The 18,718-nt window shown below is 67.0% G+C and carries 17 protein-coding genes; 11 read left to right on the plus strand and 6 right to left on the minus strand.

The window, feature by feature from the left end:
- Positions 1 to 298 precede the first annotated feature (298 nt).
- From ACM0O9_RS02410 to cysS, 3 genes are read right to left on the minus strand one after another with little or no spacing between them, the layout of a single operon-like run.
- Entirely contained in the window at positions 299 to 1,546 is a 1,248-nt protein-coding gene (locus tag ACM0O9_RS02410) for an MFS transporter (protein ID WP_005417718.1), read from the minus strand.
- On the minus strand, positions 1,543 to 1,995 hold the full coding sequence (locus tag ACM0O9_RS02415) for a SufE family protein (protein ID WP_005417717.1): 453 nt from the start codon (positions 1,993 to 1,995) through the stop codon (positions 1,543 to 1,545). Before ACM0O9_RS02415 ends, ACM0O9_RS02410 begins: the two co-directional genes overlap by 4 nt.
- A gap of 54 nt (positions 1,996 to 2,049) precedes the next feature.
- Positions 2,050 to 3,426: a cysteine--tRNA ligase gene (cysS, locus tag ACM0O9_RS02420; RefSeq protein ID WP_005417716.1), complete on the minus strand. Its 1,377-nt coding sequence runs from the start codon at positions 3,424 to 3,426 to the stop codon at positions 2,050 to 2,052.
- Between the two features lie 186 nt (positions 3,427 to 3,612).
- Here cysS and ACM0O9_RS02425 point away from each other — a divergent pair, with 186 nt between their 5' ends.
- From ACM0O9_RS02425 to ACM0O9_RS02475, 11 genes are all read left to right on the plus strand, one after another.
- Positions 3,613 to 4,176, plus strand: a complete 564-nt coding sequence (locus ACM0O9_RS02425; RefSeq protein ID WP_053499984.1) for a glycine zipper 2TM domain-containing protein — start codon at positions 3,613 to 3,615, stop codon at positions 4,174 to 4,176.
- A gap of 318 nt (positions 4,177 to 4,494) precedes the next feature.
- Positions 4,495 to 5,505 (plus strand): N-acetylornithine carbamoyltransferase, encoded by a 1,011-nt coding sequence (locus ACM0O9_RS02430; RefSeq protein ID WP_005417714.1) that lies wholly within the window; start codon positions 4,495 to 4,497, stop codon positions 5,503 to 5,505.
- A 67-nt stretch (positions 5,506 to 5,572) separates the two neighbouring features.
- Complete coding sequence (locus ACM0O9_RS02435) at positions 5,573 to 6,766, plus strand: argininosuccinate synthase (protein ID WP_414604120.1); 1,194 nt, start codon at positions 5,573 to 5,575, stop codon at positions 6,764 to 6,766.
- A gap of 160 nt (positions 6,767 to 6,926) precedes the next feature.
- Positions 6,927 to 8,015: an acetylornithine deacetylase gene (locus ACM0O9_RS02440; protein ID WP_065186040.1), complete on the plus strand. Its 1,089-nt coding sequence runs from the start codon at positions 6,927 to 6,929 to the stop codon at positions 8,013 to 8,015.
- Positions 8,016 to 8,091: 76 nt separating this feature from the next.
- Entirely contained in the window at positions 8,092 to 9,420 is a 1,329-nt protein-coding gene (locus ACM0O9_RS02445; RefSeq protein ID WP_414604119.1) for an acetylglutamate kinase, read from the plus strand.
- Between the two features lie 3 nt (positions 9,421 to 9,423).
- The gene (locus ACM0O9_RS02450; protein WP_065186041.1) at positions 9,424 to 10,026 is read left to right on the plus strand and encodes a GNAT family N-acetyltransferase; all 603 of its coding nucleotides are present in this window, start codon (positions 9,424 to 9,426) and stop codon (positions 10,024 to 10,026) included.
- A complete protein-coding gene (argC, locus tag ACM0O9_RS02455) occupies positions 10,023 to 10,976 on the plus strand; it encodes an N-acetyl-gamma-glutamyl-phosphate reductase (RefSeq protein WP_005417695.1) in 954 nt (317 codons plus the stop codon). The genes ACM0O9_RS02450 and argC overlap by 4 nt, the downstream gene beginning before the upstream one ends.
- Before the next feature lie 20 nt (positions 10,977 to 10,996).
- Positions 10,997 to 12,292, plus strand: a complete 1,296-nt coding sequence (gene argH / locus ACM0O9_RS02460) for an argininosuccinate lyase (protein WP_053499972.1) — start codon at positions 10,997 to 10,999, stop codon at positions 12,290 to 12,292.
- Positions 12,292 to 12,555, plus strand: a complete 264-nt coding sequence (locus tag ACM0O9_RS02465) for a YciI family protein (RefSeq protein ID WP_414604118.1) — start codon at positions 12,292 to 12,294, stop codon at positions 12,553 to 12,555. The genes argH and ACM0O9_RS02465 overlap by 1 nt, the downstream gene beginning before the upstream one ends.
- A gap of 11 nt (positions 12,556 to 12,566) precedes the next feature.
- Positions 12,567 to 13,724, plus strand: a complete 1,158-nt coding sequence (proB, locus tag ACM0O9_RS02470; RefSeq protein WP_346607893.1) for a glutamate 5-kinase — start codon at positions 12,567 to 12,569, stop codon at positions 13,722 to 13,724.
- The gene (locus tag ACM0O9_RS02475; RefSeq protein WP_065196623.1) at positions 13,721 to 14,992 is read left to right on the plus strand and encodes a glutamate-5-semialdehyde dehydrogenase; all 1,272 of its coding nucleotides are present in this window, start codon (positions 13,721 to 13,723) and stop codon (positions 14,990 to 14,992) included. Before proB ends, ACM0O9_RS02475 begins: the two co-directional genes overlap by 4 nt.
- 113 nt (positions 14,993 to 15,105) lie before the next feature.
- Here the strand turns inward: ACM0O9_RS02475 and pgaD are convergent, their stop codons facing one another.
- From pgaD to pgaB, 3 genes are read right to left on the minus strand one after another with little or no spacing between them, the layout of a single operon-like run.
- A complete protein-coding gene (gene pgaD / locus ACM0O9_RS02480; protein WP_065186043.1) occupies positions 15,106 to 15,576 on the minus strand; it encodes a poly-beta-1,6-N-acetyl-D-glucosamine biosynthesis protein PgaD in 471 nt (156 codons plus the stop codon).
- A complete protein-coding gene (pgaC, locus tag ACM0O9_RS02485; RefSeq protein ID WP_065178259.1) occupies positions 15,573 to 16,829 on the minus strand; it encodes a poly-beta-1,6-N-acetyl-D-glucosamine synthase in 1,257 nt (418 codons plus the stop codon). The genes pgaD and pgaC overlap by 4 nt, the downstream gene beginning before the upstream one ends.
- A 1-nt stretch (position 16,830) precedes the next feature.
- The gene (gene pgaB, locus ACM0O9_RS02490) at positions 16,831 to 18,717 is read right to left on the minus strand and encodes a poly-beta-1,6-N-acetyl-D-glucosamine N-deacetylase PgaB (protein WP_065186045.1); all 1,887 of its coding nucleotides are present in this window, start codon (positions 18,715 to 18,717) and stop codon (positions 16,831 to 16,833) included.
- Position 18,718 lies beyond the last annotated feature (1 nt).

The raw sequence follows: 18,718 nt of genomic DNA on the forward strand, positions 1-18,718 counted from the left end.
TCAGGCCGACAGGAGCGGTCATGCGTGCTCGCGGCTGTTGAGTCCGCCTTGTAGCGAGCCGAGCACCGCAGGGGAATCCGGGGCGAAGAGGCGCCGCTGTTTGAGCGCAGCGAGTTCGGCGCCGTCCCCTGATTCACCGAGGAGCACAGGGCACCGGCGCGCAGCGCCGGCTCGCGGATGGCGGAGCGTTTCTTTGGTTACTTTCTTTTCGCGAAAAGAAAGTGACAAGCCCAATCATCGAGGGAGAGCAACGGCCCCAGCCAAACACCCGGCGCCGCCGAATCCGCTGTTAGCAGCGTCACTGCAGGTCGCGAAGATTCAGTTTCCGCAGCGTTGGGTTCTTCCACGCGGTGATCCCGGCCACGCTCAGCACCGCGAATCCGCCCAGCACCACCGCCGGCACCAGGCCGAGCAGCTTCGCCATCGTGCCGGCATAGAACGCGCCCAGCTCGTTGGACGAACTGATGAAGATGCCGTTGATCGACGATACGCGACCGCGCATCTCTTCCGGCGTAGCCAACTGCAGGATGGTCGAGCGGATCACCACCGAGACACCATCGAACGCGCCGTAGAACAGCAGGATCAGCGCCGACAGCCAGAAGTGCTGCGACAACCCGAAGCTGATCACGCACAGGCCGAAGCCGGCCACCGCGAACAACAGCACGCGGCCAGCATTGCGGTGCAGCGGGTGGCGCGCCAGCCACAGGCCTACGCACACCGAGCCCAGCGCAGGCATCGCGCGCAGGATGCCCAGGCCTTCCGGGCCGTGGTGCAGGATCTCGTGCAGGAACGCCGGCAGCATCGCCACCACGCCGCCCAGCAGCACCGAGAACATGTCCAGCGCCATCGCGCCGACCATGATCCGGTTGCCGACCACGAAGCGCGCGCCTTCAGCGATGCTCTTGAAGATCGGGGCGGCCGGACCGGTATGCACCGGTTCTTCCACCTTCAGCGTGGCCAGGCAGGCCATCGCCACCAGCGCAAAAGCGGTGGCCACTGCGTAGGACAGGCCCTTGCCACCGAAGCCGACCAGCACGCCACCCAGTGCCGGGCCGGCGATCATGCCGGCCTGGAACACCACCGCGCCCAGGCCGGCGCCACGCGCGAACTGGTCACGGGCCAGCACGCGGGCGAACAAGGCGTTGTAGATCGGCGACAGGAAGGCGCGGACCATGCCGGTCAGCGCGATGGCCGCGTAGATCGGCCACACGCCGTCAATCGGCAACCAGCCCATGGCCACGCTGGTCAATACCAGTGCAGTGGCGATCAGCCCGCAACAGGCGACCATGCCCAGCCGACGGCGCGGCAGGTGATCCACCAGGTAACCGGCGAACGGAGCCACGCAGAAGAACGGCACGACCTCGGCCAGGCCGATCAGGCCCAGCGAGAACGGATTGCGGGTGACTTCGTAGATGTGCCAGCCGACAGTGACCGCGACCACCTGGTAGGACAGCATCGCAAAGATGCGGTAGGCCAGCAGCCTGGCGAAACCGGGCCGGGACAGCAGGCCCAGTGCACTGTCTTCGGCCGTGGCGGGCTCGCTCACGACGGGTCGCGCTGCAGCTGCGCCTGCGCCGTCTCACGGATGAACGCCAGCATCGCCGCCACGCCGTTGCTGCGGGTGGGCGAGAGGTGGCGGGCCAGGCCGATGTCCTGGATGTAGCTCGGTTCGGTGGCCAGGATCTCCTGCGCCGAGCGCCCGGAGTACACGCGCAGGGCCAGGAAGATCAGGCCGGAGACAATCGCCGAATCGCTGATGGCATGGAAGCGCAGCGACTGCGCGTTGCCTTCCGGCACGATCCAGACCATCGACTGGCAGCCGAGCAGGCGATGCTCTTCGGTCTTCCATTCTTCCGGGAAGGCCGGCAGCTTGCGGCCGAGGTCGATCAGGTACTGGTAGCGCTCGGACCAGTCGCCGAAGAAGCCGAATTCCTCGGCGATGGCGGTCTGGGCCTCGGCGGCGGTGGATTCAAGCGGGAACGGGGAGTCGGTCACAACAGTCTCTACGGTGGGGGCCTGGCCGGCGGACCGGCCACGGGGCAGGGCAGGTCAGCTGCGCTTGCGCGACCAGCGAACGCCCTGCGGGGTGTCATCCAGCACGATGCCTTCGGCGGCCAGCTGGTCGCGGATGGAGTCGGCACGGGCGAAGTCGCGTGCCTTCTTGGCCGCGGCGCGCTCGTCGATCAGGCCCTGGATGCGGGCATCGTCGCCGTCATCGCTGGCCGCGGTGCCGAACCACTGCGCCGGATCGGCCTGCAGCAGGCCCAGTGCCAGGCCGGCGCCGAGCAGTTCACCCTTCAGGCGCGCCTGCTCGGCCGGGTCGGTGGCACGACGCGCATCGGCGGCGATGCGGGCCACTTCGGCCAGCGCCTGTGGGGTGTTGAGATCGTCGTCCAGGGTCGCCTCGACCGTGGCCGGAATCACTGCCGTGGCCTCGATCGACGCCAGTTCGCGCAGGGTGCCGTACAGGCGGTCCAGGGTGCGCACCGATTGTTCGATCAGCGCATCGGACCAGTCCAGCGGCTGCCGGTAGTGGGCCGACAGCAGGGCCAGGCGCAGCGCTTCTGGCGGATGCTGGCGCACCAGATCATGCACGCGCTCGATGTTGCCCAGCGACTTGCTCATCTTGGCGCCGCCGAAGTTGAGCATGCCGTTGTGCAGCCAGAAGCGGGCGAAGATCTTGCCGCCGTGGGCGCATTCGCTCTGCGCAAGCTCGTTCTCGTGGTGCGGGAACTGCAGGTCGACGCCGCCGGCATGGATGTCGATGGTCTCACCCAGGTGAGCCGCGGCCATCGCCGAGCACTCGATGTGCCAGCCCGGGCGGCCACGGCCCCAGGGCGACGCCCAGCCGGGCAGGTCGTCGCTGGACGGCTTCCACAGCACGAAATCACCCGGGTCGCGCTTGTACGGGGCCACGTCGACGCGGGCGCCGGCCAGCATTTCGTCGGGATCGCGGCGCGAGAGCTTGCCGTAGCCGTCGAAGCTGGCCACTGCGAACAGTACGTGGCCCTCGGCGGCATAGGCATGCCCGCTGGCGATCAGCTGCTCGATCATGGTGATGATCTGCGGAATGTGCGCGGTCACCTCCGGTTCGATGTCCGGCGGTACCACGCCCAGCGCGGCCATGTCTTCACGGTATGCGGCGGCGAACTTGCCGGTGATCGTGCTGATCGGCACGCCCTGCTCGCGCGCGGCGGTGTTGATCTTGTCGTCCACGTCGGTGATGTTGCGGGCGTAGCGCAGCGCGCCGAAACGGCGCCGCAGCAGATCGGCCAGCACCCCGAACACCACCGGGCCACGGGCGTTGCCGATGTGCACGTAGTTGTAGACCGTGGGGCCGCACACATACAGGGTCGGACAGGCCGGGTCGAGCGGAGTGAACGGTTCGAGCTGGCGAGTCAGGTTGTTGTGCAGGCGCAGGGTCATGGGGCTGTGGCTGGGGGACAAGCCTGTGATTTTAGAACGTGTCGGCCCCCTTTGGGGGCACTGGCTGCCACCGGTGGACGCCGGTTCCTCCGGGTGGGGTGGGCAGGAGCAGCGTGGACGGGTAATGTTCAGCCCCTTGCGCTCGCCACTGCCTACACTATTGCCGTGTCCTTGCTCCCGTCGCCAATGAAATCCACCGCGTTGCTGACCCTGGCCTACCTGTCGGCGCTGCCCGCCGTGGTGCTGGCCCAGGAGGCCGAGCCCCGCAACCGGGTGGTGATCGTGGAGAACGTGAAGTTCGACTACGCGCAGGTGCTGAACGTCGAACCCGTGTTCCAGACCCTGCGTGCGACCCGCACCGAAGAGCACTGCGAGCCGGTGTCGACCCGGACCCTGGCCCCGGTGAACGTGACCGGCGAGGAGCCGGTCGAGGACAAGGGCCGGATCAGCCGCTTCTGGGACTCGGTGCGCTCGATGTTCAAGCGCAGTGACGAGGAGGCCGTTGAGGAGGTCGGAACCGAGTCGCCGGCCCCGGCGCCGGCCAACACCGGTCCGATGCTGACCCGCGACTGCCGCATCGTGCCGGTGGGGCGTGAATTCCGCCGGCCCATCGCCTACGACGTGGATTACGTCTACAAGGGCACCAAGTACCGCTCGCGGCTACCGGAAGACCCCGGCAACCGGCTCAAGATCCGGGTGTCGATCACCCCCTGGGTCGGCCCCGAGCAGGGTGCGGCCGGCAATCCCTGATTCTGCGACCGCGGCCCCTTGCGCCGGCCCCGGCCGCATGCAAAGATGGCTGACCATGAAGCTCGCCGACTTCCAGCACGACAGCAGCGCAGCCCGACAGGCGTCGGGCATGACCTCGCGTGCACGTCGACCGGAACCCCACATTCTCGCTGGGTAACCGGAGCTTTTTGCTGTTCGTCCGAAAAAAACCCAGCCCGCCGGCTGGGTTTTTTCGTTTCCGCGTTCTGAAAGCTGCAACTGCAACCTTTTCGTTTCACCTTTGCTTCCTGTTTTCCCTTCCACCGCGTCGAACCCGGCGCCGCCACGCAAGGAAAGATGATGTCCCCCAAGCACTTCCTGAACACCCAGGACTGGAGCCGCAGCGATCTCGACGCGCTGCTGACCCAGGCCGCGCTGTTCAAGCGCAACAAGCTCGGCGACCAGCTCAAGGGCAAGTCGATCGCGCTGGTGTTCTTCAACCCTTCCATGCGTACCCGCACCAGCTTCGAACTGGGCGCATTCCAGCTCGGTGCCCACGCGGTGGTGCTGCAGCCGGGCAAGGATGCGTGGCCGATCGAGTTCAACCTCGGCACGGTGATGGACGGCGATACCGAAGAGCACATCGCTGAAGTGGCCAAGGTGCTGGGCCGTTACTGCGACATCATCGCGGTGCGTGCGTTCCCCAAGTTCGTCGACTGGGCCTACGACCGCCAGGACATCGTCCTCAACAGCTTCGCCAAGTACTCGCCGGTGCCGGTCATCAACATGGAGACCATCACCCATCCGTGCCAGGAGCTGGCCCACATCATGGCGCTGCAGGAGCACTTCGGCACCCAGGACCTGCGCGGCAAGAAGTACGTGCTGACCTGGACCTACCACCCCAAGCCGCTGAACACTGCCGTTGCCAATTCGGCGCTGACCATCGCCACCCGCATGGGCATGGACGTGACCCTGCTGTGCCCGACCGCCGACTACATCCTCGACGACCGCTACATGGGCTGGGCCGAGCAGAACGTGGCCGAGAGCGGCGGTTCGCTGAAGATCAGCCATGACATCGACAGCGCCTACGCAGGCGCCGACGTGGTCTACGCCAAGAGCTGGGGCGCGCTGCCGTTCTTCGGCAACTGGGAACCGGAAAAGCCGATCCGCGACCAGTTCAAGCACTTCATCGTGGACGAGCGGAAGATGGCGCTGACCAACAACGGGGTGTTCAGCCACTGCCTGCCGTTGCGCCGCAACGTGAAGGCCACCGATGCGGTGATGGATTCGCCGCAGTGCATCGCCATCAACGAAGCCGAGAACCGCCTGCACGTGCAGAAGGCGATCATGGCCGCGGTTGCCGGGCGCTGATCCAACACTTCAGCCGACCAGCGGTCGGCTCTACCGAATTCCCATCCCCCAAGTGGACCTGACCCCCATGAGCAACAAAGACGTCGTTCTCGCCTTCTCCGGCGGCCTGGATACCAGCTTCTGCGTGCCGTACCTGCAGGAGCGTGGCTACAACGTGCACACCGTGTTCGCCGACACCGGTGGCGTGGATGATGAAGAGCGCGATTTCATCGAGAAGCGCGCCGCCGAACTGGGCGTGACCAGCCACGTCACCGTCAATGGTGGCCCGGCCATCTGGGAAGGCTTCGTCAAGCCGTTCGTGTGGGCCGGCGAAGGCTACCAGGGCCAGTACCCGCTGCTGGTTTCGGACCGCTACCTGATCGTCGATGCCGCGCTGAAGCGTGCTGCCGAGCTGGGTACCCACATCATCGCCCACGGCTGCACCGGCATGGGCAACGACCAGGTCCGCTTCGACCTGGCTGTGAAGGCACTGGGCGACTACCAGATCATCGCGCCGATCCGCGAGATCCAGAAGGAACACACCCAGACCCGCGCCTACGAGCAGAAGTACCTGGAAGAGCGCGGCTTCGGCGTGCGCGCCAAGCAGCAGGCCTACACCATCAACGAGAACCTGCTGGGCGTGACCATGTCCGGCGGTGAGATCGACCGTTGGGAAGCCCCGGGTGAAGGCGCGCGTGGCTGGTGCTCGCCGCGCAGCGAATGGCCGGAACAGGCGCTGACCGTGACCCTGAAGTTCGTTGAAGGCGAAGCCGTGGAACTGGACGGCAAGGCGCTGCCGGGCGACCAGATCCTGGCCCAGCTCAACAAGCTGTTCGCCCCGTACGGCGTTGGCCGCGGCGTCTACACCGGCGACACCGTGATCGGCCTGAAGGGTCGCATCGTGTTCGAGGCCCCGGGCCTGGTTTCGCTGCTGGCCGCGCACCGCGCGCTGGAAGATGCCGTGCTGACCAAGCAGCAGAACCGCTTCAAGCCGGACGTCGCACGCAAGTGGGTGGAGTTGGTGTACGAAGGCTTCTACCACGACCCGCTGAAGACCGACATCGAGGCCTTCCTGAAGTCCTCGCAGGCCAAGGTCAACGGCGAAGTGGTGCTGGAAACCCGCGGCGGCCGCGTCGATGCAGTGGCGGTGAAGTCGCCGCACCTGCTCAACGCCAAGGGCGCCACCTACGCGCAATCGGCCGACTGGGGCGTGGAGGAGGCTGAGGGCTTCATCAAGCTGTTCGGCATGAGTTCGACGCTGTTCGCACAGGTGAACCGCTGAGCGGTTCACCTGTGACGGGGGCGCCGGCCGCTGGCCGGCGCTTCGCAGCGTCAATGGAGGGTAGTGCCGGCCGCTGGCCGGCTCGTGGCACGGCTGGATCATTGCGCAGCCGGCCAGCGGCCGGCACTACCGATCTCAAACCCTACGGATATTCAGACACATGCTTGAACAGACGCTCGATCACCTGCAGGCCCTGGTGTCGTTCGACACCCGCAACCCGCCGCGTGCGATCACCACCGGTGGCATCTTCGATTACCTGCGCGACAACCTGCCCGGCTTCAACGTCGAGGTGATCGACCATGGCGCCGGTGCGGTGAGCCTGTATGCCGTGCGTGGGACGCCGAAGTACCTGTTCAACGTGCACCTGGATACCGTGCCGGATTCGCCGCACTGGAGTGCCGACCCGCACGTGATGCGGCGCCTGGACGACCGTGTGGTCGGCCTGGGCGTGTGTGACATCAAGGGCGCCGCCGCTGCACTGGTGGCGGCGGCCAACGCCAGCGATGGCGACGCCGCGTTCCTGTTCTCCAGCGACGAGGAAGCCAACGACCCGCGCTGCATCGCTGCATTCCTGGCCCGTGGCCTGCCGTATGAAGCCGTACTCGTGGCCGAACCGACCATGAGCGAAGCGGTGCTGGCGCATCGTGGCATCAGCTCGGTGCTGATGCAGTTCGCCGGGCGGGCAGGGCACGCCTCGGGCAAGCAGGATGCGGCCGCCAGCGCATTGCACCAGGCCATGCGCTGGGGAAACCGCGCGCTGGATCATGTGGAATCGCTGGCTTCGGCGCGCTTTGGCGGACTGACCGGCCTGCGCTTCAATATCGGCCGCGTCGAAGGCGGCATCAAGGCCAACATGATCGCACCGGCTGCTGAGGTGCGCTTCGGGTTCCGCCCGCTGCCGTCGATGGACATCGATGGCCTTCTGGCGACCTTCGCCGGTTTCGCCGAGCCGGAAGCCGCCGTGTTCACCGAGACGTTCCGTGGTCCCAGCCTGCCCGCCGGTGACATCGCCGAGGCCGAGAACCGCCGCCTGCTGGCGCGCGATGTGGCCGACGCGCTTGAGCTGCCGATCGGCAATGCCGTGGATTTCTGGACCGAGGCGTCGCTGTTCTCGGCCGCTGGCTATACCACACTGGTATTCGGCCCGGGTGACATCGCCCAGGCACACACCGCCGATGAGTTCGTGACGCTGGACCAATTGCAGCGCTATACCCACGCCGTGCACCGGATCATCGCCGCCGGCGCCTGATCGACCCTACAACGCCGCCATGCCCCGGGCATGGCGGAACTGCAACGCGGCGACCGCCGCCTGTGACGAAACCGAAATGTCTCCTGCCCTCCAGCCCCACCGCCAGACCCGCCAGACCATCGTGCGCCTGCTTTCCAGCATGGCCAGCGCGAAGGAGATCAGCCAGTACCTCAAGCGTTTCTCGCAGCTGGACGCCAAGCGCTTCGCCGTGGTCAAGGTCGGCGGCGCGGTGCTGCGCGACGATCTCGACGCGCTGACCTCTTCGCTGTCGTTCCTGCAGGAAGTCGGGCTGACCCCGATCGTGCTGCACGGCGCCGGCCCGCAGCTGGATGCCGAGCTGTCGGCGGCCGGCATCGAGAAGCAGACCGTGAACGGCCTGCGCGTGACTTCGCCGGAAGCATTGGCGATCGTGCGCCGGGTGTTCCAGCAGTCCAACCTGCGCCTGGTCGAGGCGCTGCAGCAGAACGGCGCACGTGCCACCTCGATCACCGGTGGCGTGTTCGAGGCCGAGTACCTGGACGTGGACACCTACGGCCTGGTCGGCGAGGTGAAGAAGGTCAACCTGGCACCGATCGAGGCCAGCCTGCGTGCCGGCTCGATCCCGGTCATCACCAGCCTGGGTGAAACCGCCGGTGGCCAGATCCTCAACGTCAACGCCGACTTCGCCGCCAACGAGCTGGTGCAGGAGCTGCAGCCGTACAAGATCATCTTCCTGACCGGCACCGGTGGCCTGCTGGACGAGGCGGGCAACGTGATCGATTCGATCAACCTGTCCACCGAATACGACCACCTGATCGCGCAGCCGTGGATCCACGGTGGCATGAAGGTGAAGATCGAACAGATCAAGGACCTGCTCGACCGCCTGCCGCTGGAATCGTCGGTGTCGATCACGCGTCCGGCCGACCTGGCCAAGGAACTGTTCACCCACAAGGGCTCGGGCACGCTGGTGCGCAAGGGTGAGAAAGTACTGCGCGCCACCGCCTGGAGCGAGCTCGACCTGCCGCGGCTGAAGGGCCTGATCGAATCCAGCTTCGGCCGCACCCTGGTGCCGGACTACTTCGAAAAGACCAGGCTGCTGCGTGCCTATGTCAGCGAGAACTACCGCACTGCGGTGATCCTCACCGACGAGGCCGAAGGCGTGTACCTGGACAAGTTCGCCGTGCTCGACGACGCGCAGGGCGAAGGCCTGGGCCGCGCGGTCTGGAACGTGATGCTGGAGGAGACCCCGCAGCTGTTCTGGCGCTCGCGCCACGGCAACCCGATCAACCACTTCTACTACGCCGAGTCCGATGGCTGCTACAAGCAGGACCATTGGAAAGTGTTCTGGTTCGGCGTCGATGGCATCGACCGGATCAAGACCTATGTCGATCATTGCGCGCAGCGCGCACCGAGCCTGCAGGGCTGAGCGATGACCAATCCTGACGTTTGGAACACGGTGCCTACCCTGCGCGGCCAGCACGTGGCGCTGCAGCCGCTGCAGCTTGAGCATGTCCCCGGCCTGCGCGCTGCCCTCGAAGGCAGCGGCCTGGACCAGCTCTGGTACACCCAGGTGCCGTCACCGCAGCAGGTCGAGCACTATGTACAGGCCGCGCTGCAGGCGCACGCCGAAGGCAAGGTGCTGCCGTTCGTGATCCGCGACGCCGCCGGTGACATCATCGGCAGCACGCGCTTCTACGACATGGATGCCAGCGTGCCCAAGCTCAGCCTCGGCTACACCTGGTACACGCCGCGCGTGCAGCGCACCGGCGCCAACACCGAAGCCAAGCTGTTGCTGCTGCAGCACGCCTTCGAGGCCATGGGCTGCATCAGTGTGGTGCTGGAAACCAGTTGGTTCAACGTCACCTCGCGCACCGCCATCGCCCGCCTGGGCGCCAAGCAGGATGGCGTGCTGCGCAACCACAAGCGGCACGCCGACGGCACGCCGCGCGACACCGTCATCTTTTCCATCATCGATGCCGAATGGCAGGGCGTGAAGCGCCACCTGCAATACCGTCTGGACAGCCACGCATGAACGATTCGACCTTCACCCTGGGCATCGTCGGTGCCCGCGGCCATACCGGCGCCGAGCTGATCAAGCTGGTGGCCGCCCACCCACGGCTGGAACTGGCCTTCGTCTCCTCGCGCGAGCGCGCCGGGCAGCGCCTGTCCGACCACCACCCGGAATTCCAGGGCGAGCTGCAGTACGAAAACCTGGACGCCGACGCAGTGGCGGCCAAGGGGGTGGACGCGGTGATCCTGGCCCTGCCCAACGGCCTGGCCGCTCCGTTCGTGGCCGCATTGGAAGCGGCGAAGCCCGACACCGTCATCGTCGACCTGTCGGCCGACTACCGCTTCGACAACAGCTGGTACTACGGCCTGCCGGAGCTGACCCGCGGCCGGTACAACGGCCAGAAGCACATCAGCAACCCGGGCTGCTATGCCACGGCGATGCAGCTGGCGGTGCATCCGCTGCTGGACCTGCTGGCCGGCCCGCCGCAGTGCTTCGGTGTGTCCGGCTACTCCGGTGCCGGCACTACGCCGTCGGACAAGAACAACGTCGAACTGCTGGCCGACAACCTGATGCCGTATGCGCTGACCAACCATGTGCACGAGCGCGAAGTGTCCGTGCAGCTGGGCGTGGCCGTCGAGTTCATGCCACACGTCGCGCCGCACTTCCGTGGCATCACGCTGACCGCCAACCTGTGGCTGAACCGCGTGCAGACCCGTGAGCAGATCGTCGAGCGCTTCCAGCAGGCCTATGCCGGTGAACCCTTGATCGAAGTGCTGGACGAAGCGCCGTGGGTCAGCCGCATCGCCGGCCGCCACGGTGCCCAGGTCGGTGGCTTCACGCTCGCGCCGGGCGGCAAGCGCGTGGTCGTGGTGGCGACGCTGGACAACCTGCTGAAGGGCGCGGCCACCCAGGCCATGCAGAACCTCAACCTCGCGCTGGGCATCGACGAACTGACGTCGATCCCGCACTGAACACGCATTCCGGAGCCCCCATGGCAGACCTTCTTTGGCAGAAGCCCGGCGTCGCCGTCGACGCCCAGATCCAGACCTTCCTCGCCGGCGACGACGTGATCCTTGACCGCGAGTTCTTCCTGCATGACATCGCTGCCAGCGCCGCGCATGCGCAGGGCCTGCAGCACATCGGCATCCTCAGTGCCGATGAGCTTGCCGGACTTCTGCGCGAACTGGAGATCCTGGCGCAGGACTTCCGCGAAGGCCGCTTCGTGCTGGATACGCAGTACGAGGATGGCCACTCGGCGATCGAAGCGCGCCTGACCGAACGCCTTGGCGATGCGGGTCGCAAGATCCACACCGGCCGCAGCCGCAATGACCAGATCCTGGTCGCCACGCGCCTGTGGCTGAAGGAGAAGCTGCTGCGCGTGGCCCAGCTCAGCGCCGACGTGGCCAAGGTCGCGCTGGACCGCGCGCAGGCTGAGAAGGATCTGCCGATTCCCGGCTACACCCACATCCAGCGTGCCGTGGTGTCCTCGGCCGGCATGTGGTGGGCGGGCTGGGCCGAGGCCTTCATCGACAACGCCATCCGCGCCCGTGACACCCATGCACTGGTCGATGCCAATCCGCTCGGCACCGCCGCCGGCTACGGCGTGAACCTGCCGCTGGACCGCAAGCACACCACCGCCGCGCTGGGCTTCGCGCGCATGCAGATCTCGCCGATCTACGCGCAGCTGTCGCGTGGCAAGTTCGAGCTGGCTGCACTGGAAGCGCTCGGTGGCGCCACGCTGGACCTGCGCCGCATTGCGTGGGACCTGTCGCTGTTCACCAGCGCCGAGTTCGGCTTCGTCGCGCTGCCGGCGCAGTACACCACCGGCAGTTCGATCATGCCCAACAAGCGCAATCCGGATGTGATCGAGCTGATGCGCGCCACCCACGCCAGCGTCGCCGCTGCGCGCACCGAGATCGAGCAGCTGCTGTCGCTGCCGTCCGGCTACCATCGCGACCTGCAGTCGTCCAAGGGTGCCATCTTCCACGGCTTCGGCCGTGGCCTGGCCGCGCTGGAACTGCTGCCGGCGCTGCTGGCCAATCTGGAATGGCGTGAGGACAGGCTGCGCGCGGCGATTGATTCGGGCATGTATGCCACCGACGTCGCCGTGGAGGCGGCCGTGGCTGGCGTACCGTTCCGCGAGGCCTACAAGGCCGCTGCGGCCGGTGCCGACAGTGCAGGGCAGGGACGCACGCCGGAAGGCAGCCTGGCCGCGCGTGTATCGCCGGGCGCAGCCGCTGACCTGCGCCTGGACGAACTGCGCGCGCGCTGGCAGGCGCTGTCCTGATGGCGGGCACTGTCTACCTGGTCCTGGCGATGCGCCGGCCGGACTTCAACGATGCAGCGGTGCAGCCGCACTGCGATTTCCTCGATGCGTTGCAGGCGCAGGGCAAGCTGCAGCTGACCAGTGGCTTCGCCGATGGCAGCGGTGGCGCCTACGTGCTGTGCAACGTGGACAGCCTGGCGCAGGCGCGGGCCATCGTCGCCACCGATCCACTGGTGACGATGCAGGCCTCCGACCTGACCGTGCACGAATGGAACACCCGCTGAGAGCCTGACCGATGATCCAGCACGCTGCCCATGTCGCCTCGCCGTTCCCCGAACAGGTGCTGCCGCCGTGGCGGCGTGCGGTGCTCAAGGTCGGCAGCAGCCTGCTGGCAGCCGATGGCGGCGGCCTGTCGCCACGCCACGCGCTGGGCCTGGCGCAGTTCGTCTCGGCCAATCTCCTGGCCGGGCGCGAGGTGGTGATCGTGTCTTCCGGCGCGGTCGCTGCCGGGCGCGCGATCCTGCCGCGCGCCGATGAACCGGGCGCAGCGATGGCGGCGCGGCAGGCCCTGGCGGCGCTTGGCCAGGCCCAGCTGATCGGGCTCTGGCAGCGCTTCTTCGAGCGCCCGGTGGCGCAGGTGCTGCTGACCCATGACGACCTGCGCAACCGCCGCCGCTACCTCAATGCACGCGCCACGTTGAGTGAACTGTTGCGCCTGGGCGCGTTGCCGGTGGTCAACGAGAACGACACCGTGTCGGTGGATGAGCTCAAGCTCGGCGACAACGACAACCTCGCTGCCACCGTGGCGGCGCTGGTCGACGCCGATGCGCTGTTCATCGCCACCGACATCGATGGCCTGTACAGCGCCGACCCGCGCACCGTGGCCGATGCGCGGCCGTTGCACGACGTGCCGGAGCTGGGTGACGAGGTGCTGGCGATGGCGGGCGGCGCCGGCTCGCGCGCCGGTACCGGCGGCATGCGCACCAAGCTGGAGGCGGCGGCGAAGGCCGGACGCCTGGGCATCGAAACCTATCTGTTCAATGGCCGCAGCGGTGACGTGGTGCGCGCGCTGGCGCAGGACCGCCTGTTCGGCACCCGCATCCATGCCGCACGCAGCCGCGAGGCCGCCCGCAAGCACTGGCTGCGGCATGCACCGCTGGCCGAGGGTGTGATCGTCATCGATGCCGGTGCGGCACAGGCGATGCGCGAGAAGGGCGCCTCGCTGCTGCCCGGTGGCATCACCGGTGCAGAGGGCGTGTTCCGCCGCGGCGATATGGTACAGGTGTGCTGGAACGCGCCGCAGGGCCGAGTCTGCGTGGCCCGTGGCGTCAGTCAGTATGCTGCCGACGACGTACGCCGGATTGCCGGCCACCATTCGCGCGACATCCAGGCCGTGCTCGGCTACAACTACGGCGGCAGCGTCGTCCATCGCGACGACCTGGTGCTGCCATGACCGGATTGAAGGAGACACCGATGAGCGAGATCGAAGCGCAGGCGCGTGCCTGCCGTGATGCGGCGCAGATCGTTGCCGGCCTCGACGGCGCGGCACGACGCACGCTGCTGCTGGCGATGGCGCAGGCGCTGGAAGTGAATGCAGGGTTGATCCTGGCCGGCAATGCACGTGACCTCGCCGCCGCGCGCGAGAAGGGCGTGGGCAGCGCCATGCTCGATCGTCTGGCACTGGACCCGCCGCGCCTGTTCGCGATGGCCGAAGCCGTGCGCGAAGTGGCCGGATTGCCAGATCCTGTCGGCGAGGTCACCCGCGATGACGTGCGCCCGAATGGCATCCGTGTGCAGAAGGTGCGCGTGCCGCTGGGCGTGATCGCGATGATCTACGAGGCGCGCCCGAACGTGACCGCCGAAGCCGCGGCGCTGTGCCTGAAGGCGGGTAACGGCGTGATCCTGCGCGGTGGTTCCGAGGCAATTCACTCCAACACCGCGATCGCGCAGGCACTCGCCGGTGCATTGAAGGCCAATGGCGTGCCGCCGGCCGCCGTGACCGTGCTGACCGACCTGCGCCGCGAGGCGATGCTGGAACTGCTGCAGCTGCATGAGCTGATCGACCTGGCGATTCCACGGGGTGGCGAAGGCCTGATCCGTTTCGTTGCCGAGCATGCGCGGGTACCGGTGATCAAGCACTACAAGGGTGTCTGTCATCTGTTCGTGGATGCCAGCGCCGACCTGGGCAAGGCTATCGACCTGCTGGTGGATGGCAAGTGCAGCCGGCCAGCCGCCTGCAATTCTCTGGAGACACTGCTGGTACACCGTGACGTAGCCGATTCCTTCCTGCCGCGCGTGGCGCAGGCGCTTGGCCAGCGTGGCGTTCAGCTGCGCGCCGATGCGCAGGCGCAGCCGCTGCTGCCGGGCAGCACGGCGGCGACCGAGGAGGACTACGCCGCCGAGTTCCTCGACCTTGTGCTGGCCGTGCGCGTGGTGGACGACCTCGATGCGGCCATCGCGCACATCCGCCGCTATACCTCCGACCACACCGAAGTGATCGCGACCGCAGACGCCGACCATGCCGAGCGCTTCGTCACTGCGCTGCGCTCGGCGGTGGTGATGGTCAATGCCTCATCGCGCTTCTCCGATGGTGGCCAGCTGGGCCTGGGCAGCGAAATCGGCATTTCCACCACGCGCCTGCATGCCTATGGCCCGATGGGTCTGGAAGCGCTCACCGTCGAACGTTTCGTGGTGCGTGGCGAAGGGCAGACGCGCACATAAGTGGAACCACGCCATGCGTGGGTGTTCTTCGCGGCAGACCCCGGTGCCGACCATGATCGGCACCCACCAGGCACAAGCGCCGACCAGGGTCGGCACCCCACCGGGTTGTCGGGCTACACCACCTCGCGGCGGATGCCGACCGGACGTGCGTGATCATCCATGTGCAACGTGGCGGCCTTGCAGCCCATCAGGCGTTCGGCCAGCCCCGTGCTGGCACCCAGATCGGCGGCCACTTCGTTGAGGCTGGCCAGTGGCCGCGGCAGGCGGCGTTCGTGGCCACGGAAGCGGGCGCGGTTGTACTCGGCCCAGCCGATCAGCAGCACGCTGGCGCCCAGCAGCATCAGCGGCAATGCCACCAGCACGTAGGGATCGAACTGGCTTTGCCGTTCGTACAGCTGCTGCCAGGCCAGCTGGCCGCCAACCAACCACGAGAACAGGGTCACCAGGGGCGCCCACAGGTAGAAGTAGAAGCCCCAGAACGCCAGCGTGACGAATCCCCAGGCGGTGCGCTGGAAGCGCGGCTGGCGGTGTGGCTTGCGGATCATCCGTGAGTCGAAGCGGTTGGACGGGCGTTGCGCGTTCATCGGATCCCCCGGTCAGGGCTGGTCCAGGTGGCGCGCTTGCTGCGACGGCGCAGCAGTGTCTTCGGCAACGCCACCAGGGTGGTGGAAAGGCTGATCAGCCAGTACGCCATCGGGTACCAGATGACCCAGAAATAGTTGCGTCCAATCTGTGTTTCGTAACGTCGGTCGATGATCAGGCTGCTGGCGAACTGCAGCAGGCAGACCAGCGCCAGGATCACGCCATGCCACTGCGGCAGCAGGCTGGCGATATGCAGCTGCGGCGGCAGCTCGATGAACTTGCCCAGTGCCCACAGCAGCACGATGAACAACATGGTGTAGGCCCAGATCACGCTCAGCACGTACTCCAGCAGCACGCCCCACATGCGCCGCTCTTTCCAGTGCAGCAGCGAGCGCGCGTGACGCAGCATCACCTCCACGCCGCCCTGGGCCCAGCGCAGGCGCTGCCGCCACAGGCCCTTGAGGGTCTCCGGCATCAGGATGAAGCACAGCGCATTGGGTTCGTAGCGGATGTCCCAGTGCGCGCGCTGCAGGCGCCAGCTGATGTCGATGTCCTCGGTCACCATGTCATCCGACCACCAGCCGACCTGATGCAGGGCGGTACGGCGGAAGCCGGCGATCACCCCGGAGATGGTGAAGATGCGCCCGTATACGCGCTGCGCGCGCTTGATCATGCCGATGATCGAGGAAAACTCGGCCACCTGCAGGCGGCCGAGCAGGGTGGAGCGGTTGCGGATGCGCGGGTTGCCGGTGACCGCACCGACCCGGTTGCCGCTGACCAGGTGCCAGATCATCCAGTGCAGCGCATGTTCCTCCAGCATTGCATCGCCGTCGATGCACACCAGGTACTCCGAGCGAGCGGCCAGTGCGCCCATGCGCAGCGCATTGGCCTTGCCCAGGTTACGATCCAGGTGCAATACGCGCAGCCGCGGGTGCCTTGCCGCCAGCACATCCAGCCGCGCGCCGGTGTCATCGCTGCTGCCATCATCGATGGCGATCACTTCGTAGTCGGCGGGGTAACGCTGGGCCAGCGCCGCAGTGAGTGTGTCATCCAGATTCTCTGCCTCGTTGTGGCAGGGCACCAGCAGGCTCGCGAAGGGGGGCTCGACCATCAATGGAGGGTCGTTGCGCGGGCGCGAGTGGCGTTCGCGCCGGTAGTAGTAGTAGAGGCCGCCGGACATCCAGAAGAACGCCATCACCATCGGGTAGTAGAAAGCGAACTGGAACAGGACCTGCAGCAGCGGATGCATGTCCATGTCACTTCTCCGGGTACGGGAAGGTGCCGGCGGACATCGCCGCGCGGGCATCGCGGGTGGAGGGCTGGTCGGCGATGAAATCGTCCGGGTACCAGGCGAAGTGGTGCACGCCCTGTGCCTGCAACTGGCGGATCTGTGCGCGCAGGCGCTCGGCGGGAATCGGTTGCCCGTTGCGCCAATCGACGGTCTGCAGCTCGAACAGGGTGTGCTGCAGCTGCGGGTCGTGTGCGCGTACTGCGGCCAGCAGCTGGTCCAGCCAGCGCTCGGGGTGCTTGCTGCCTTCCATCCACGGCATCGCCATCAGCGCGGTCTGGTCATAGGCCTTGTTGAACAGGTCCAGGCGCTGCGCGAACCAGGCCTCGCTCTGCGGGCGGAGTACCGGCTCAGCGTACAGGTTGCGCACGGTGGCCAGTTTCGGGCGCCAGCGTTGCGCGCTGTCGCGCAGCGCCAGGGTGAAGCTGATCAGCGCCTGCGTGCGCGCACTGCCATCGCCGCCGGCTGCCAGTGCCGGCAGCTCGGTGTCGCGCAGGTAGCCGTCGTCATGGAACAGCAGGCCTTCAAAGTAGGAATTGACCGCCAGATCCTCGTAGATGTCGAGCATGATCTGGCGGGCCTTCGGGTTGGTGAAGTCGAGCCGGTACATGCCGTCGGCATCGCCGTTGCGGATCGCCAGCGCCTTGCGCTGCGCCGGGTCGGGCAGCTCGAAGCCAAGCACCGGCAGCCATGCGTAGACCTTCACGCCGGCGCGGGATTTCAGTTGCCAGGCGACGCGGCTGAACAGGTCCGCCCGCATCGGCATGTGACGGTTGGGGAAGTACAGCGCATCGGCCGTGTTGTTGCCGTCCGGATCGGCGAACGCCTGCAGGTAGACGTGCGTCGGCGCGATGCGCTTGACCCGTTCGACCAGCGCATCGAGGTTGCGTGCCTGCTGCGCCGGGTCAGCGTCGTAGACATCATCCAGGTCGATCTGCAGGGCACGGATGCCATCGAGCGCGACATCGCGGCGCAGCTCGTAGGCCAGGCCTTCCACGGTCGGGTTGTCGCTGACCAGGAAGCGCGCCAGGCCATGCAGGTCGCTGGCCACCGGCGTGCTGCGGCCCTCCAGATCGAAGGACACCGGCATGCCCAGCTGTTCGGCGATGTCATTGCTCAACTGGTTGTAGGCCGCGTACGGCCAGACGATGGCGCGCGGGCGCACGCCCAGGTGCTGCTCGATGCGCTGCACGCTGCGCGCGAGGTCGGTGCGCAGGCGCTGCCCATACTGCGCTTCAGTCTCGTAGCTGTGCGTGGCCGGGCTGTAGATGCGGGTGACCACGGCGGGCGTGGAATTGCCCTGTGGATTGGCGAGCACGCCGTGGTGCAGGTCGTCGGTGTGGCTGGCCACTTCGATCAGGCCACTGTCGTGCATCTGCTTCAGCTGCGCCCAGGTGACGAAGTCATCGCGGCCGAACGGCCGGTACCCGTAGTCGATGGTGCGTCCCGGAGCCATGTCCACGTAGTCGGTGATTACCGCCACCAGTGCCGGGTAGCGGTAGGCCTGCAGCAATGGGAAGGCCTTGTCGTAGACGCTGCGCAGGCCGTCATCGAAGGTCAGCAGCACAGGCTTGGGCGGCAGCGTGGCCCGCCCCTGCGAGGCATCGATCACCTGCGACAGCGAGACCGGGTGATAACCATGCGCGCCGAGCCAGTCCAGGTGTGCGGCGAAGTTCTGCGTGCTCACCGCATAGGTATCGGCATCGCCCTTGGCCGCGACCTGGTCGCGGATGTCGTGGTAGCTGAGGATCAGCAGGCCATTGTCGATCGCATCGAGATGCGCGGCCTGCTGCGCGAACGCCGGCGGCATGGCGGCCAGCAGCAGGAGCACGATCAGTCGCAGGAAGCAGGCCATG

Origin of the sequence: Stenotrophomonas sp. FR012, assembly GCF_047520565.2 — a bacterium.
In the GTDB taxonomy this organism is placed as follows: Bacteria; Pseudomonadota; Gammaproteobacteria; order Xanthomonadales; family Xanthomonadaceae; genus Stenotrophomonas; species Stenotrophomonas sepilia.

Bases quoted from the DNA above. Each gene is read 5' to 3' on its own strand.
- cysS (WP_005417716.1), bottom strand. From the start codon at position 3,426: ATGACCCTGCGCCTGCACAACAACCTGACTCGCCAGCTCGAACCGTTC.
- ACM0O9_RS02425 (WP_053499984.1), top strand. From the start codon at position 3,613: ATGAAATCCACCGCGTTGCTGACCCTGGCCTACCTGTCGGCGCTGCCC.
- ACM0O9_RS02430 (WP_005417714.1), top strand. From the start codon at position 4,495: ATGTCCCCCAAGCACTTCCTGAACACCCAGGACTGGAGCCGCAGCGAT.
- ACM0O9_RS02435 (WP_414604120.1), top strand. From the start codon at position 5,573: ATGAGCAACAAAGACGTCGTTCTCGCCTTCTCCGGCGGCCTGGATACC.
- ACM0O9_RS02440 (WP_065186040.1), top strand. From the start codon at position 6,927: ATGCTTGAACAGACGCTCGATCACCTGCAGGCCCTGGTGTCGTTCGAC.
- ACM0O9_RS02445 (WP_414604119.1), top strand. From the start codon at position 8,092: ATGTCTCCTGCCCTCCAGCCCCACCGCCAGACCCGCCAGACCATCGTG.
- ACM0O9_RS02450 (WP_065186041.1), top strand. From the start codon at position 9,424: ATGACCAATCCTGACGTTTGGAACACGGTGCCTACCCTGCGCGGCCAG.
- argC (WP_005417695.1), top strand. From the start codon at position 10,023: ATGAACGATTCGACCTTCACCCTGGGCATCGTCGGTGCCCGCGGCCAT.
- argH (WP_053499972.1), top strand. From the start codon at position 10,997: ATGGCAGACCTTCTTTGGCAGAAGCCCGGCGTCGCCGTCGACGCCCAG.
- ACM0O9_RS02465 (WP_414604118.1), top strand. From the start codon at position 12,292: ATGGCGGGCACTGTCTACCTGGTCCTGGCGATGCGCCGGCCGGACTTC.
- proB (WP_346607893.1), top strand. From the start codon at position 12,567: ATGATCCAGCACGCTGCCCATGTCGCCTCGCCGTTCCCCGAACAGGTG.
- ACM0O9_RS02475 (WP_065196623.1), top strand. From the start codon at position 13,721: ATGACCGGATTGAAGGAGACACCGATGAGCGAGATCGAAGCGCAGGCG.
- pgaD (WP_065186043.1), bottom strand. From the start codon at position 15,576: ATGAACGCGCAACGCCCGTCCAACCGCTTCGACTCACGGATGATCCGC.
- pgaC (WP_065178259.1), bottom strand. From the start codon at position 16,829: ATGGACATGCATCCGCTGCTGCAGGTCCTGTTCCAGTTCGCTTTCTAC.
- pgaB (WP_065186045.1), bottom strand. From the start codon at position 18,717: ATGGCCTGCTTCCTGCGACTGATCGTGCTCCTGCTGCTGGCCGCCATG.